The organism is Microbacterium sp. MPKO10 (assembly GCF_026107415.2).
Taxonomy (GTDB): Bacteria; Actinomycetota; Actinomycetes; order Actinomycetales; family Microbacteriaceae; genus Paramicrobacterium.
On the sequence record NZ_JAPCHX010000002.1, the window covers coordinates 339,850 to 354,514 of the forward strand.

A 14,665-nucleotide genomic window follows, 5' to 3' on the forward strand; every position below is an offset into this window, starting at 1 on the left:
GGGCGAGAATCCTCAGTGGAACGGGTTCAACACAGCAAGTTCGGGAACGTCAAAGTCACGCTCGTTCCGCGTGACGACCGTGAGGCCGCGCTGGAGAGCCGTCGCCGCAATAAGGGCATCAGCAAATGGGAGACGATCAGGAACGTTGAGGCCTGCGCACAGCCGCGCCGTCTCGGGATGAACCGGCAGGATTCGGTCGGCGAAAACATCACGGACACCCTCAAGCCATCTGCGATGCCTGGGCGCTCGCTGCCCGTCTTTTCGTTCCTTCATCAGAACTCCGAGCTCGAGCTCATATTCGGTGATAGCGCTGAGAAAGAGATGTTCTTGCTCAATGGAGTCGATCCACGTGAGAACGGCGCGATTTCCCGTCTGAGGCAGACGGGTTTCTGAAATGACGTTGGTGTCGAGAAGAAACATCTCAGAACTCGACGACGTCGCGACCGGTGCTGGTATCGCGAGGGAACTCGATGTCGTCGAGATCGTGGCCATCTGCTGGGGCCAGACGTTCGCTGAGACGCGTGGGATTCGCTCGTGACGTCAATCGCCGGTAATCCTCGATGCGCATCAAGACAAATGCGGGTTCGCCGCGACGCGTCACGATGACGGGCTCGTCCGCAGCACTGCGCTGGGCAGCGGCAACAGACTGGTTGAACTCTCGCGCTGACATGGTGACCATCGTGCCTCCCTCGCCGATGTCGTGATGTTGCTACATCACGTGTAGGGAAATCCGCGCACGACACCGCTGATGTGGATGACGAGTGCAGCCGTGGAAAGATGGACGCATGACGATCACGGCTGCCGCTGACGGCTCTGCACTCGGGAACCCCGGCCCCGCCGGCTGGGCCTGGTACATCAACGACTCTTCGTGGGCGGCGGGCGGATGGCCCCACGGCACCAACAACATGGGTGAGCTCATGGCCGTTCTCGATCTGTTCCGCGCCACGGCTCACGTCGCCGATGAACACCTGCACATCCTCTGCGACAGTCAGTACGCGATCAACTGCATCTCGAAATGGATGCCGGGCTGGAAGCGCAAGGGCTGGCGCAAAGCCGACGGCAAGCCCGTCATGAACGTCGATCTGTTGAAGCAGCTCGACGACGCCATCGCGGGCCGCGACTACTCGTTCGAGTGGGTCAAGGGCCACGCAGGGCACGACATGAACGAGGCAGCGGATGCTCGAGCGCGCGCCGTTGCGACGGCGTATCAGAACGGCACTGAGATCCCGACGGGGCCCGGCTTCGACGGGCGCGGCACAGCGGTTGAGCGCACCACAGAACCCGCTGCCGCGGACGCGCCAGGCGAACCGGACCTCTTCAGCGGTCTCGAAGGATTCGACATCGGCCGGTGATCGTTCGCCCGTCGCGGAACCTCGTTCAGCGGCATCCGATTGTGATTAGCTGAGATCATGACTCACGCGTATGTCCCTTCTATCGAACTGAACGACGGTCACCACATTCCGCAGCTGGGTTTCGGCGTCTTCCGCGTCGACCCCGAGCAGACGGAGCGCATCGTCACTGACGCTCTCGAGGCCGGCTACCGGCACATCGACACGGCTGCGATCTATGGCAACGAGGAGGGCGTCGGTCGCGCGATCGCCGCAAGCGGCATCCCGCGTGACGAACTGTTCATCACGACAAAGCTGTGGAACGACGCTCAGGGTACGCAGTCAGCCTTCGACGCCATCGACACGAGCCTCGAGAAGCTCGGCCTCGACCACGTCGACCTGTACCTGATCCATTGGCCGGACCCGGAGCGCGACCTCTACGCTGAAACGTGGCGCGCTCTGGAACGGATCAAGGCTGACGGCAAGGCGCGTTCGGTCGGCGTCTCGAACTTCCTCCGCCCGCACCTGGAGCGCATCATGGCCGAGAGCAGCACGGTTCCGGCCATCGACCAGATCGAACTGCACCCGGCGCTGCAGTCCCGTGAGCTGACCGAGTTCGCCCGGTCGCAGGGGATCCACATCGAAGCGTGGGGCCCGCTCGGCCAGGGCAAGTACCCGCTGTTTGAGGAGAAGGCCGTTGTCTCGGCGGCCGAGGCACATGGCAAGACTCCGGCACAGGCGGTCATCCGCTGGCACCTGCAGAACGGCACGATCGTGTTCCCGAAGTCGAACAACGCCGCGCGCATCGCCGAGAACTTCGACGTTCTCGACTTCACGCTCACCGCCGACGAGATGGCAGCGATCGACGCGCTCGAGCGCGGCCAGCGAGTCGGCTCCCACCCAGACCCGACACTGCAGTGACGCGAACTGCATCCATCGCCCGGCTGACATAGGCTGGGCGATGTGCGTACGGCGGTGCTCAGCGCTGCCGCGGCCCGTACGACTCGAGGAGAAGCATGACTGATACCAACGATTTCGCCGCCACGTGGGCGGACTGGCACGAGTCGCGGGTTCGCGCCACGTCGTCTCCGCTCGGCCTGGCATCGCTGGTTGCAACACACTGGCTGACGGCGGAGCCGGCAGAGTATGAGGGCGTGCCGGGAACCTGGCAGGCATCCGGCGAGACGATCGTGGGAACAGCTCCGGGCCTGCACGGCAAGACCATCCTGCAAGACGGTCGCCCCGTGGGAACCGTCGAGGGCGCCTCGATCTCACTCGAGACGGGCCAGGACATCGAGTGGGGCGACAAGCGGGTGCGGTACTTCTCGCGCGACGGAGCGCTTGCCCTGCGGCTGATCGATCCGGATGCTGTGACACGCACCAGCATCCGTGATCTCGACGCCTTCGAGCCCGACGAATCATGGGTGGTCACCGGCCAGTTCACGAGTGCTGGCGAGGGCGCCACGCAGAACGTCGAGGCGATTGACGGACACGTGAGCGAAGACGAACTGGCCGGACGCGTTGACGTGACGCTTCCGGGCGGAGAGCACGCGACACTGGCGGTGACGACGGATCCGCGCGGTTTGCGCGCTGTGATCAGCGACGGCACGAGCGGAGCAGAGACCTACCGTTTCCGCTTTCTGCCGATCACCGCTCCGGATGAGCGCGGCGCTGTGACTGTGGACTTCAACCGGGCATACCTTCCGCCGTGCGCGTTCGCCGACCACTATGTCTGCCCGCTCCCGCCCGCCGAGAACCGGCTGACGACGGCAGTGCGTGCCGGAGAGAAGTCGGTCGTCCGCGACTGAGATTCGCTGGCGCGCGTGGCGCGACAGCATCCATTACGTCTTGTGTCAGCGTGAGATGTCGCTCGCGTGCCTCACTGGCGTACTGTCGCAACATGCCTGAACACGACGCAACGACTCTGAAGGTGGTCGCCGTCTCGGGGAGCCTGCACGAGCCCTCGAAGACCACGGCCTTGATTCGCGCAATCGCGGGCGAGGTGGCGCTGCGCGAGACCGTGAACGTTGAGCTGATCGAGCTTGTCGAGATCGGTTCCGGATTCGCGGGTGCGCTGACGCGCGACCAAGTGTCGCCGCAAGCTGAAGCCGCGCTGCGCTCGATTGAGACAGCGGATCTGCTGATCGTGGGAAGCCCTGTCTACCGTGGCTCGTTCACCGGGCTGTTCAAGCACCTGTTCGACTTCGTGGGACAGTACGAGCTGATTGACACTCCGGTGCTGCTGGCCGCCACGGGCGGGGGAGAGAAGCATGCGCTCATTCTGGAGCACCAGTTCCGGCCTCTGTTCGGGTTCTTCCAGGCGTTGACACTGCCGATCGGCGTCTACGCGTCCAACACCGATTTCGCGGGGTATGAACTGACGAGCGAGTCTGTGCAATCACGTGTGGAGCTTGCCGTGCGGCGCGGTCTGCCGTTTGTGCGACAGCGGGGGATTCCTTCTGAGATTCCGGCATCCACCTACGTGGGCACCTGGTAGGCCCCTGGCTCGAGTGTGGTCGCTGTCCGAGTGGCACACTGCCTTGGTGACGGCTGCGCTGTGGTGACGGGCCCGTCGTGCTGACGGGGCTATCTTGCTGACGGGGCTGTCGTGCTCATGACCTGGCTTCGGTTGCGCCGCTTTCTAGGTGATGGCGCCTTCTATGTGACAGCAATTTCTGCGTGACAGCATTGTGTTGGTGGCGAGCATGTTCGGGTATCGGGCCCGCTTTGGTCACGAACGATGGGCTGGTTGGACGATGAGCGTGCGATTCAGACGATGTCGTCCTGCTCCGTCCCCGGAGTCAGTGCGGGCCCGACTCGTGCGGGGATCTTGCGTTTCTTGCCTCCCGAATTTAAGAGTGACTCGGTTGTCTGTTTGGGAAGTTGCGGCCAGCGCGCCATGAGCAGGGCACGCAGGTCGGCGTCGCGCTGGAAGGCCACGGCGTTCCAGATCCACGCGACAATGACGAGAAGCACACCGACGGCGGTCGCAATTGCCGAGATCGACGACGCTGGTGCGAACATTGACGATGCGCCCTCAAACGCTTCGTTATCGGTGACGCTGAGGATCAGCGTTGTTGACCCGGCGACGAGCAGCGCCGCTGCGAGTGCCGTCATCACGCTCGCCAACTGTATGGAGCTGCGCGTTGCGTAGTCGGCGACGAGCGATGCCTTGGTGCGGAGTGAATCAGGGTCAGATGCCGCTTTGAGTAGGGCATGACGTTCAGCCCGGCGCCCTGCGCCCTGAACGATGTGGCCGATGACCATTCCTATGAGCGAGACGGTGGCGCACGCGAGGATGACAAGGAGGGCGAGTGTCAGGAGGGACTCGAATCCAGGGCTCAGATTGATTCGTTCCCCGGCGCCATGAAATTGCGAGCCATTCGGATACAGGACGAACATGATCGCGAAAATCGCGATAATGCTCGCGGCGAAGAGAAATCCTGCATATTTGACGATCTTCGCACCTCGATCAGCGCGAGGGTCGCGTTCGACGCGGGTTGAGTTCGACGTGGTCTTCTCAGATCCTCGCGCCGACGCACGAGCGGCCGCCCACGCTTGCTTCTCATCTTCGGTCGTCCACCATTCGCAGATGATGAGCCGGCGGCGGTGATGCGCTGGATGGAGGACGGCGCTCATGAACCACACAAGGGCACCGAATAGTGCGGCGACTCCGAGCGTGAGGAACCCGATGCTGCTGAAGTCTGAATACCCCTCGGTTGTGGCGACGATGATCATGATGATCGCGAATAATGCGAGCGCGCCCGTCGTGTAGATCGACAGCAGCCACAGCCCGTTGAACCGCTTCTTGATGACGGACTCGACCTGTGCGGGGGAAGGAACCGCTATGCGTGGCTCCTCGGAGCGTGCTGCCTTCACAAGGGCTTTCGACGTCGCGATGTCACGAATGCACATCGCGACAGCGGCGGCGAGCCCGATCGCGTAGGCCAGGAGAAGCATGGGGAATGCAGACATCCGGGTCGCATAGTCGAGGAGGTCCGAGATCGGCTCCCAGTCGTTATATGTCACCCCGAGATTCAGCAAGGCGTTGAAGATGGCGTCTTCTTCGTAGGTGATGCCGACGACCAGGACGAGCAGAAACGTGAAGACGATGCCCACGCCGAACGGGGCCAGAATGCGCAGCGTTGACTGCGCGCCTTCCCCGACCGCGCCGATCGGATACTCGCGCCAGTGCGGTGTCGAAGTGGTCAGGGACTCACCATCGTGTTCCTGGTGCATGTGCAACACGTTACCAATGCGTGCATCGTCGACTGCGGTACCCGCGCCCTCGGTGGAAGGCGCAAAGCCTTCTCGGGTTTCTCTGGCGTGGGTGTTCGGATCATCACCGTAAAGGGAATTGTGTTTCCTTGGGCACGCAAGGCAGATATCTCTCTCGTGTCGATCAGGTCGAGGGTGAGAAGCGATTGAAAATCGCGGTATTGTGCAGGCTCCGAGAGTCCTGATGTGGAGCCCGTTCCAGATCTCGCGCTCAACTCTGCGACGCGTCTTCGGTGTTCCTGGCGAGATCATCGAGGCTCGTCCCGTCAGTTCCGTCAACCAACCGCTGGCCGTCCCATCCACACCTCCGTAATCAGAGTCTTGCAACCATCGGTTGAATCCGTCTTGAGTGCTGAGTCTTCTGTTCGCGAGGCATCACGAGTACGTGATCTATCCACAAAGTTAAGTCGAATATGGCTTCGAAAAAGAGTTATCCACAATGCCATAATTTATCGAACAAATGTCGGTGGTCTGTGCTGAAATTGATGCATGGATGATTACAGAGAGTCCCCTTCGGACCCCGGCGATTGGGTGTCACGAGGTGGGCATGAAGTTGAATATCACGGGCCTCCGTCATCGCTCGAGAGTGCTGCTGAGGCTCAGGCAGAGGGCCGCGAAGCTGGCGGTGACGCTTCTGACGACAACTCCGCTGGGGATGGCGATATGGAGGACAGTGTTGCGGCTGATAACTCCGGTGACGATGAGGCCGCTGACAACGGAATCGGTGACGATGAAGCCGCTAACGATGAAACCAGCGATCATGAAGCCGGTGACGACGGAACAGCAGATGATGGAACCGGTGATGGCGGAACGGCCGACGACAAAACCGGTGACGATGAAACCAGCGATGATGAAACTGGTGACGACGGAACAGCAGATGATGGAACCGGTGATGGCGGAACGGCCGACGACAAAACCGGTGACGATGAAACCAGCGATGATGAAACTGGTGACGACGGAACAGCTGACGACGAAACCGCTGACGACGGCCTTGACGCTGTCGTGTCCGGTCTTCGTTCTCGGCTTGATGCTGTGGTCGATGACTCGCGCCTGATCGCGGCAGCCGAGGCGTCTCGGTTCCGCAACATGTATCTGATGCTTCAAGATGCGCTCGACAACCCCGGTGTTTTCATTCCGAATGCTGACGGGATCACGAGAAAAGAATTGACGGGCGATTCTGAGGGGTGGGTGCGGTCGTCATTGGCTCAAGAGATCGGCGCTGCTTTGGGCATTACGAAGGGACAAGCGGCAGGACTCCTCATGGATGCTGAAGCCCTCTGCGAAACGCTCCCAGAAACGCTGGATGCGTTGGAAGAGGGTGAGATTACGCGGCAGCACACGAATGCGATGCTTCGCCAGGCATCGGGATTGAACGCCGAGGAGACAGCAGCGTTGGAAGACGTGGCGTTGCCGAAAGCCGCCGCCCAGTCTCCGACTCAGTTCGGGCGAGCCGTAGTCAAGATTCGTGAAGGCTTGTTTCCGGACACAATCACGGAGCGCCGTCGCGAGGCGGTGAAGGCACGTCGTACGGAGTGTTATGGAACTCCTGACGGCATGGGCGCTCTCACGGTGCATGCTCCGATCGAGGTCGTGCAGAGCCTGCACAACGCCGCTCGGGCAACAGCACGTGCGTTGAAAGCGGCAGGAGACGATCGGACACTTGCACAGATCGAAGCCGATGCGCTTGTGGATGCGATCATGATCGGATTCACCCAAGACGCCGGACAGAACCCTGGCGTCGATGCTGCAGGGACAGGGGCGAATCGGATCGGCAAGATCCGGCCGAACGTGCATGTCACCGTTCCCGTTCTCACTCTCCTGGGCACATCAGAGGAGCCGGGGCATCTTGATGGGTACGGGCCGATTGCTCCCGATGTTGCGCGGCAACTGGCTGCACAAGCACCAAGTTTTATCCGGTTGTTGACACATCCGGAGACCGGTGCGGTGCTCTCAGTCGGACGAGACAGCTACAAGGTTCCCGCTGATCTGAAGCGCAGTATCCAGTTGAGGGATGAGACGTGCACCGGGATCGGCTGTGATCGGTCTGCTACGACATGTGATCTGGATCACGTGCGGGAATGGCAGAACGGTGGGGAAACCCGTTTGACGAATGTGGCGAGTGAGTGTGAACAGCACCATATGATTCGACACCATACGACCTGGCAGATCCGTATCACCGATGTGGGTGAGGTCGAATGGACCTCACCACTCGGGCTGATGTATCGGGTGCCGAGAACATCTAACGTCCAATTTGCCGAAACGACGGACAGCGAAGAGAACAGCAGTGGGGGAGGTCGCGTGGCAAATACGAACGAGTACGGCAGTGCGCCGTCGTTCTAAACAGAATCCGCGCAGACGGCGTATCGATGTGGGTTCTGTGTCGTAGGCGACGATGAGCGGGATGCGGGATGCGGGATGCGGGATGCGGGGTGCCGGGTGGTGAGCGTTGCAAGCTGCACTCCGAAGGTTGAGCGTTGCAAGCTGCAACGTGCAACGTGCAAGCTGCATGGTGACGTCGACACTGACACTGACACTGACACTGACGTTGACGTTGACGTCGGTCGTTGAACGATGCGGGTGCGACGTCGAATGTCGCACGCTGAGTTCTCGATGCCGTATTTTGAACGCCGTTCGGTTCACATCGAATGCTTCAAGCTGCGCATCGAATGTCGGTACACAGACGCGGCACTGAACTCGACTCTGCGACGGGGTGCCGGGTGTCGCCACGCAGACGTGGCATTGAACTCGGCACCACGATAGAGCCGTCGACCCGGTGAAAACGTACTCGAGTGCAGGTAGAAGTGCACTCGAGCCTGTCGCCATGCCCGAAAACTGTGTGAATAAGTGTCGTGATTGTCTCATCCCGCTTGTGCCAGCAGTCCCTCGATTCTGCCCAGGCTCCTTGACTCTGCTCGGTGCCCCGACTGCACCTGGCGTAGGTCGATGCTGGCCGGCGTACTTCGACCCAGCCTCGGCATCCCGACTCTGCTTTAGCTCGCTGACGCTGCCCAGGCGCCTCAATGCTGCCCGGCGCGCCTCGACGCTGCCCAGGAACCTTGACTCTGCTCGGGAACCTTGACCGTGACCGGGTGCCCTGTGAGTCCGCCCTGGCGCCTCGACTCCGCCCGACGTGCCTCGACTTTGCCCGGAGCCGCGATTCTGCCCGGGCGCCCAATCTCTGCCCGGGCGCCCAGTCTCTGCCCGGCGTACCCGACAGTGCCCAGAATCAACGACAGTTCTTCCAGGACCTTGCACGCAACTAGTGATTCAGAATGAGCGCACATTCAAAGATGTCGGCAAGCTCCTCAGCATCCGCTATCGCGTCATAGTGAGCATCAGCACGCAACTGCACCAGCAGGCCGTCGAGCGCACTACGAACAGTTCGCGCCATAATCGGCGTCGAGAATTGCCGAAACTCGCCACTCTGCTTTCCACGTTCCAGCAGCTCACCGACAGCCGAGAGTTCCTGATCGTTCGCCCGAGACTGCTCGGTATGCTGCAATGATCCATCGTCACTGCGGGAATGGCTGACGATTTCGTGAAGAGCAGCCATATGAGTGGGAAAGTCCTGATAGAACTGTGCGCTGCCGACAATAAACCTTCGGACCGCCAGCAGCGCCGTCGGCTGCGACTGAATCGACACGCTGAGCTGCTCCGTTGCGATGCCGTATACCTCGGCAACGACAGCGTCGAGCAGCTCGCCACGATCAGCAAAGTGGTAGGGAATGACACCTCGACTCACACCCGCACGCTTGGCAATGCGTGAGAGTGAGGCAGCCGCATAGCCGTCTTCGGCAAGCACGTTGATTGCGCACTCGACAAGCTGCGCTCGCCGAGTGCGCTGAATAAACGTCAACGTGGACGTTTCGTCTGCAGTCTGCTCTGTCATGTCAGTCATGTCGCTCTGGAAACCATCATCGCTCATCGGGCCGCACGCACGAGCGCGTATGCGACGCGGAGCCTGACGTGTTGTGAGGGTGAACGTTTCCCGAGCATTTTTATCACCATAGATAAAAAACTATCACCCCTGCTAATTTTTTGCTAACCTGCCCGCATGACTGACCACACACGTACCGATTCACCCGACGAGATCGGCGTCACACAGATCTCTCGCCGCTTCGCGTGGGTCGAGATCCCGACACCGCTTCGCTGGCTCGTCCCTGCCGTGGGCGTCGGCATTGCTCTGCTGATCGCACTGCCGATTGCCATGATGATCGGCAGAGACGGTTTTCTCGCCGACAGCATCCGGGCCAATGATCCGAGCCTCGACCCACGGCACATGGAATTCGCCATCAACGCCTCGATCATCTACGCCGTCGTGCTCCACGCCATTGACGTCGCACTCTCAATCTGGCTGGTAGTGAAGCTGCTGCAGGGACGACAGTGGGCGCGCATCGCACTCTCGGCCTACCTGGTGATTGCGACGCTGTGCAGCCTCTACTCGGCGGCGGCAGGAAGCGCCTACCTGTGGGCGGTGATCCCCGGCGACAGCATCCACGTGATCATGCTCATCCTGCTGTGGGCACCCGCATCCGTTCGTCGTTTCTTCGCGGAACATCGGCGAGGACGCGCTTCCTCTCGAGCCAACGCATGACGCACACGGAAAGGAGCGCGATGGCCGAGCCACGCAGCACGCCACGGCAGAACTCCGGTCTGGGCGGTCAGATCGGCATGATCGTGACCGATCTCGTGGTTCCCGTCGCCGGCTTCTACATCCTTCGCGGGTTCGGCGTCGATCAGATGCTGGCGCTAATCTTCGCGGGATCTCCCACGGTCGTCGCGATCGGCATCCGCTCGATCAGACAGCGAAAGGTCGGTGCACTGGGGCTCTTCGTTCTGATCGTGCTCGCGGGAAGCGTGTTGCTCTCGTTTGTCACGGGAAGCCCGCGCTTTTTGTTAGCGAAGGAAGGCTGGTTCACAGGCGCGATCGGCGTGGCCTTTCTCGTCAGCCTGCGTTTTCGGCGCCCGGTCGCATTCACATTTGCCCGCACGATGATCGAGCCGACACCCATGACGACACGATTGCGCCCCGATCTCTGGGACGAGATCTGGGATGCCGACGCCGCGTTCCGGAGCATCTGGCGCACGGCGACAGTGTTGTGGGGAGTCGGGATGATCGCCGACGCCATCGTTCGCGTGGTGATGGCCTACGCCCTGCCGGTGGACCTCGTTCCGGTGATTGCCGGTGCGCTGTGGGCAGTGACATTCGTCGTGCTGCAGATCGTGCAGCACCGCTACTTCACACGCGTCGGACTGTGGCGACGCGTCTCTGAATACGCCACAGCGCGCACAGACCAGAAGAGCCCCGAATGACACATGAGCCGCTCAACGTCAGGATCGATACCGGGCGCGTCCGGGGCAGACGCACCCGCTGGGCACGTGTCTTCGAGGGAATTCGCTACGCGCAGCCACCGGTCGACGAACTGCGCTGGCATCTGCCGAAACCAGCTGTTGCCTGGTCGGGCACCGTCGACGCGACGCGGCCGGGACCCCTGTGCCCTCAACCGGGACAGCCGCCCGAGCTGACAGACGAGGACTGCCTGTTCGTGAACGTCACGACACCGCTCCCGCACGCACACGAACTGCGACCCGTGATGGTGTGGCTGCATGGCGGCGGATTCACAACGGGAGGCGGGCATCTGTACGATTCGCAGCGACTTGCGAAGCAGGGCGACGTCGTCGTCGTGACGGTCAACTATCGGCTTGGTGTCTTCGGGTACTTCGGACATGATGGTCTGGCAGGCTCGGGAAATTTCGGGTTCGCCGACCAGCTCGAGGCGCTGCGCTGGGTGCAACGCAATGCCGCAGCCTTCGGGGGCGACCCGAGCAACGTCACGGTTTTCGGACAGTCCGCCGGGGCCATGAGCATCGGGGCACTGCTGGCGACCCCGAGTGCGGCGGGCTTGTTCCACAAGGCGATTCTTCAGTCAGGGTCGCCGATGCTGCACTGGGGGCGCGGCGTGATGTTTCCCCGCTCGCCCGAGCACACGCCGTATCTGCCGGTCTCGCAGGTTGCGCAGAGGGGAGCAGGGCTTGCCAAGACGTTGGGAGCCGAGGGAGCGGATGCTGTTGCCGCGCTGCGAGCGATGAGCGCTGACGTGCTTGTCGAGCACACAGCTACGTTCGCAAACTGCCTCGCGTGCGAAACGGAGCTGCTTCCACAGCATCCGTCCGAAGCGATTCGTCATGGCGGCGTGCTTCGCGTTCCGATGATTTCGGGCATCACTCGCGACGAGTCGAGAGCGTTCATCGCGGGAGCACACACAGTGAATCCGATCACCCGCGCAAGGCTGCCCGAACTGCTCGTGAACTCGTTCGGCGACAATGCCCCACGTGTGGCCGATCGCTATGAGTCTGCGGATGACGCGGCAGTCATGACCTGGTCAACGATCACGACTGACGCATCATGGGCGTTTGCGGTGCATCGTGAACACGAACTGCTGTCAGAACGCGCACCGGTCTTCGCCTACGAGTTCGCCGACCGTACGGCCCCCACCTTGGCGGACGACGACGGCGTGCCCGGTCTGCCGTTGGGAGCGACGCACGCGACAGATCTTCCCTACATCTTCGACCTCGGGGGAATCGACATGCTCACTCCAAAGCAAAGGATGCTGTCTGACCTGATGATCGACTACTGGACGTCGTTCGCGCGCAGAGGGGTGCCTCAGTCGCAACGCGGTCCGGGCTGGCAGTCATTCGGCGGCGGGCAGAATGCGTTGGGCTTTGACGATCGTGTGGTGGGGTCCATCGACTTTCGACGACGGCACAACGTTGATTTCTGGGCGAGCTTGCGGGTTTAGTGACGCACAGGGCTTGCGGGGCGAGGCATCTGCGATTGATGCGGGGTCACGTGGTGGGAAACATGTGATGGCGCTTACGCGGTGGGGCGCCCGTGCTGGGCCTCATGCGGCAGGAGCATGCGGCAGGGGCATGTGGCGGGGCCCTGCGGCAGGAGCATGTGACGGGGCCCTGTGGCAGGGCACATGCAGCGGGGCACGTGCAGCGGGGCACCTGCAACGGGGTACAAGCAGCAGGGCACATGCAGCAGGGCACGTTCTGTTCACGAGCAGACGACGGTCGTAGTGTGGGAGCATGGTCAATCGCCTCGCTGGAGCGATGAGCCCGTACCTCAGGTCTCACGCCGAAAACCCCGTTTCCTGGCAGCCATGGAGCGGGGATGCCTTTGCGGAGGCGACAGCTCGTGACGTGCCGGTCTTCATCTCGATCGGCTACGCAACCTGCCACTGGTGCCACGTGATGGCCCGCGAGTCGTTCAGCGATCCGGATGTCGCCACCTACCTGAACGACAACTTCGTCTGCATCAAAGTCGACCGCGAAGAGCATCCCAGCGTCGACGCAAGCTACCTCGCACAGGCCGCCGCCTTCACACAGGGCCTGGGGTGGCCACTGAGCGTCTTCGCGACACCCACGGGCGCGGCATTCCATGCGGGCACGTACTACCCACCCGAGCCAATGGGCGGGCGCCCCTCGTTCCGGCAGGTCCTGGAGGCCGTCGTCAGCGCGTGGACAACACGCCGGGACGTGGCCACAAACACCGCGGCAGCCGTTGCCGATGCAGTGCGCGCGGCGGGAGAGAGCAGTGCTGAGGTTGCTCCGCTGCCCACACATGAGCAGCTGACAGCATCCGTCGGTCGTCTGGAAACAGCCGAAGACGAGCTCTTCGGCGGATTCGGCAGCGCCCCAAAGTTTCCTGTCGCCCCAGTGCTCGGATTTCTGCAGACCTACGGAGCCGACGACCTCGCGACACGAACGCTCACAACAATGGCCCGCTCGCCGCTGCGAGACCGCGACGGCGGGTTCTTCCGCTATGCCACCCAGCGCGACTGGTCAGAGCCACACTATGAGCGGATGCTGTACGACAACGCGCTGCTGCTCGGAGAGTACACGCGGGCGTGGCAATCCGGAGACGAGGATGCTGCGGCGACAGCCACGGGCATCGCCGATTTTCTTCTTGACACCCTGCACCTGGGCTGGGGGTTCGCCAGCGGGCAGGACTCCGAGAGCACGATCGACGGAGTGCGCACCGAGGGCGGGTATTACACAGCGTCGAATCGTGACGCGCTTGAACCGCCGCCCCTCGACAGAAAGGTGCTCACCGGATGGAACGGCCTCGCGATCGAGAACCTGGCCCGGGCCGGCGTCGTTCTGGCCAGGCCCGACTGGGTCGAGGCCGCCCAGACAGTGGCCGATGAGTTGCTGGCCCGCCACGATGACGGTGACGCCCTCGTGCGGGCATCGACGGAGGAGCAGATCTCGACGGCCGTCGCCGCCCTCGAAGACTACGGAATGCTCGCGTGCGGCCTCATCGAAGTGGGTTGCGCGACCGGCGACGGAACGTATCTGGAACGGGCGCGCGACCTGATCGACCGCGTGACGAGCGCCGACGGATTCGTTGAGCCGCAACAGGACGCCGTTCTCGCCGCGAACGGGCTCGCGCTTCTCGACGACCCGAGCGAGGGCGCCTACCCATCCGGTCTGAGCGCCTGTGCTCGAGCGAGCCGGATGCTGTGGCTGCTGACCGGCGACCGCGACCTGCGCGCGCGGGCCGAGGCCGCCATCGCCCCGTTCGTCGAGCAGGCACTGCAGAACCCTGTCGGTTTCGGAGCGCTTCTCGAGGAAGCGTGCCGGCTCGGATCTGCCGCCCGCCAGATCGTCGTCATTGTGCCCGACGGCGCGGACGGCGCGGGCGATGCAGATGGTGCGAACGGCGCGGAGGACGCGGGCGGCGCGGATGGCGCGGACGATGCGGGCAGCGTGGGGAGCGCGGACGGTACGGAGGACGCGGGCGGTGCGGACAGCGCGCAAGCCGCGGAGTCCACCCTGCCGGAACGCGTACGACGGCAGCAGGCTGATGTGGTGTTGATCGTCGCCGAATCGCGTGCGCGTCAGCTGGCAGCATCCGGATTCTCTCTTGCCGAGGACCGACCCGTCATCGAGGGTCTGCCGACACTGTACGTCTGCGACGACTTCACATGCCAGCTGCCTGAGCCGCTGCGCTGACGGCCTGTCGGCTAGTGACGTGTGCGGTTGTTGCTCAG

At 62.5% G+C, this 14,665-nt stretch carries 12 protein-coding genes and 1 pseudogene; 9 read left to right on the forward strand and 4 right to left on the reverse strand.

From position 1 onward, the window contains the following. Positions 1-12: 12 nt before the first annotated feature. The gene (locus OK352_RS06180; protein WP_265140573.1) at positions 13-420 is read right to left on the reverse strand and encodes a type II toxin-antitoxin system VapC family toxin; all 408 of its coding nucleotides are present in this window, start codon (positions 418-420) and stop codon (positions 13-15) included. A 1-nt stretch (position 421) separates the two neighbouring features. Further along, on the reverse strand, positions 422-679 hold the full coding sequence (locus OK352_RS06185) for a type II toxin-antitoxin system Phd/YefM family antitoxin (protein WP_265140574.1): 258 nt from the start codon (positions 677-679) through the stop codon (positions 422-424). 106 nt (positions 680-785) lie between these two features. Here OK352_RS06185 and OK352_RS06190 point away from each other — a divergent pair. The 4 genes and pseudogenes from OK352_RS06190 to msuE form a co-directional block, all read left to right on the forward strand. Next, positions 786-1,310, forward strand: a pseudogene (locus tag OK352_RS06190) (ribonuclease H); the annotation flags it as partial. Positions 1,311-1,409: 99 nt separating this feature from the next. After that, on the forward strand, positions 1,410-2,249 hold the full coding sequence (locus OK352_RS06195; protein WP_265140575.1) for an aldo/keto reductase: 840 nt from the start codon (positions 1,410-1,412) through the stop codon (positions 2,247-2,249). Between the two features lie 95 nt (positions 2,250-2,344). Then, on the forward strand, positions 2,345-3,136 hold the full coding sequence (locus OK352_RS06200; RefSeq protein ID WP_265140576.1) for a DUF1684 domain-containing protein: 792 nt from the start codon (positions 2,345-2,347) through the stop codon (positions 3,134-3,136). A gap of 92 nt (positions 3,137-3,228) precedes the next feature. Next, positions 3,229-3,825 carry an FMN reductase gene (gene msuE, locus OK352_RS06205; protein WP_265140577.1) on the forward strand — a complete coding sequence of 199 codons (597 nt, stop codon included), beginning with the start codon at positions 3,229-3,231 and terminating at the stop codon, positions 3,823-3,825. A gap of 272 nt (positions 3,826-4,097) precedes the next feature. Here the strand turns inward: msuE and OK352_RS06210 are convergent, their stop codons facing one another. Next, entirely contained in the window at positions 4,098-5,567 is a 1,470-nt protein-coding gene (locus OK352_RS06210; protein ID WP_265140578.1) for a hypothetical protein, read from the reverse strand. Between the two features lie 528 nt (positions 5,568-6,095). On the opposite strand from OK352_RS06210, the gene OK352_RS06215 reads away from it, so the two are divergent. After that, the gene (locus OK352_RS06215; RefSeq protein ID WP_265140579.1) at positions 6,096-7,946 is read left to right on the forward strand and encodes an HNH endonuclease signature motif containing protein; all 1,851 of its coding nucleotides are present in this window, start codon (positions 6,096-6,098) and stop codon (positions 7,944-7,946) included. Between the two features lie 919 nt (positions 7,947-8,865). On the opposite strand, the gene OK352_RS06220 is transcribed toward OK352_RS06215, so the two are convergent. Next, positions 8,866-9,504 carry a TetR/AcrR family transcriptional regulator gene (locus OK352_RS06220; protein WP_265140580.1) on the reverse strand — a complete coding sequence of 213 codons (639 nt, stop codon included), beginning with the start codon at positions 9,502-9,504 and terminating at the stop codon, positions 8,866-8,868. A gap of 156 nt (positions 9,505-9,660) precedes the next feature. On the opposite strand from OK352_RS06220, the gene OK352_RS06225 reads away from it, so the two are divergent. From OK352_RS06225 to OK352_RS06240, 4 genes are all read left to right on the forward strand, one after another. Next, on the forward strand, positions 9,661-10,200 hold the full coding sequence (locus OK352_RS06225) for a hypothetical protein (protein ID WP_265140581.1): 540 nt from the start codon (positions 9,661-9,663) through the stop codon (positions 10,198-10,200). A gap of 20 nt (positions 10,201-10,220) precedes the next feature. After that, positions 10,221-10,919, forward strand: a complete 699-nt coding sequence (locus OK352_RS06230; RefSeq protein ID WP_265140582.1) for a VC0807 family protein — start codon at positions 10,221-10,223, stop codon at positions 10,917-10,919. After that, positions 10,916-12,406 carry a carboxylesterase/lipase family protein gene (locus OK352_RS06235; RefSeq protein WP_265140583.1) on the forward strand — a complete coding sequence of 497 codons (1,491 nt, stop codon included), beginning with the start codon at positions 10,916-10,918 and terminating at the stop codon, positions 12,404-12,406. Before OK352_RS06230 ends, OK352_RS06235 begins: the two co-directional genes overlap by 4 nt. A 292-nt stretch (positions 12,407-12,698) precedes the next feature. Beyond that, complete coding sequence (locus OK352_RS06240; protein WP_265140584.1) at positions 12,699-14,627, forward strand: thioredoxin domain-containing protein; 1,929 nt, start codon at positions 12,699-12,701, stop codon at positions 14,625-14,627. The last annotated feature ends 38 nt before the right edge of the window (positions 14,628-14,665 follow it).

Coding starts and splice junctions, on each gene's coding strand:
- OK352_RS06180 (WP_265140573.1), bottom strand. CDS start 420: ATGTTTCTTCTCGACACCAACGTCATTTCAGAAACCCGTCTGCCTCAG.
- OK352_RS06185 (WP_265140574.1), bottom strand. CDS start 679: ATGGTCACCATGTCAGCGCGAGAGTTCAACCAGTCTGTTGCCGCTGCC.
- OK352_RS06195 (WP_265140575.1), top strand. CDS start 1,410: ATGACTCACGCGTATGTCCCTTCTATCGAACTGAACGACGGTCACCAC.
- OK352_RS06200 (WP_265140576.1), top strand. CDS start 2,345: ATGACTGATACCAACGATTTCGCCGCCACGTGGGCGGACTGGCACGAG.
- msuE (WP_265140577.1), top strand. CDS start 3,229: ATGCCTGAACACGACGCAACGACTCTGAAGGTGGTCGCCGTCTCGGGG.
- OK352_RS06210 (WP_265140578.1), bottom strand. CDS start 5,567: ATGCACCAGGAACACGATGGTGAGTCCCTGACCACTTCGACACCGCAC.
- OK352_RS06215 (WP_265140579.1), top strand. CDS start 6,096: ATGGATGATTACAGAGAGTCCCCTTCGGACCCCGGCGATTGGGTGTCA.
- OK352_RS06220 (WP_265140580.1), bottom strand. CDS start 9,504: ATGACTGACATGACAGAGCAGACTGCAGACGAAACGTCCACGTTGACG.
- OK352_RS06225 (WP_265140581.1), top strand. CDS start 9,661: ATGACTGACCACACACGTACCGATTCACCCGACGAGATCGGCGTCACA.
- OK352_RS06230 (WP_265140582.1), top strand. CDS start 10,221: ATGGCCGAGCCACGCAGCACGCCACGGCAGAACTCCGGTCTGGGCGGT.
- OK352_RS06235 (WP_265140583.1), top strand. CDS start 10,916: ATGACACATGAGCCGCTCAACGTCAGGATCGATACCGGGCGCGTCCGG.
- OK352_RS06240 (WP_265140584.1), top strand. CDS start 12,699: ATGGTCAATCGCCTCGCTGGAGCGATGAGCCCGTACCTCAGGTCTCAC.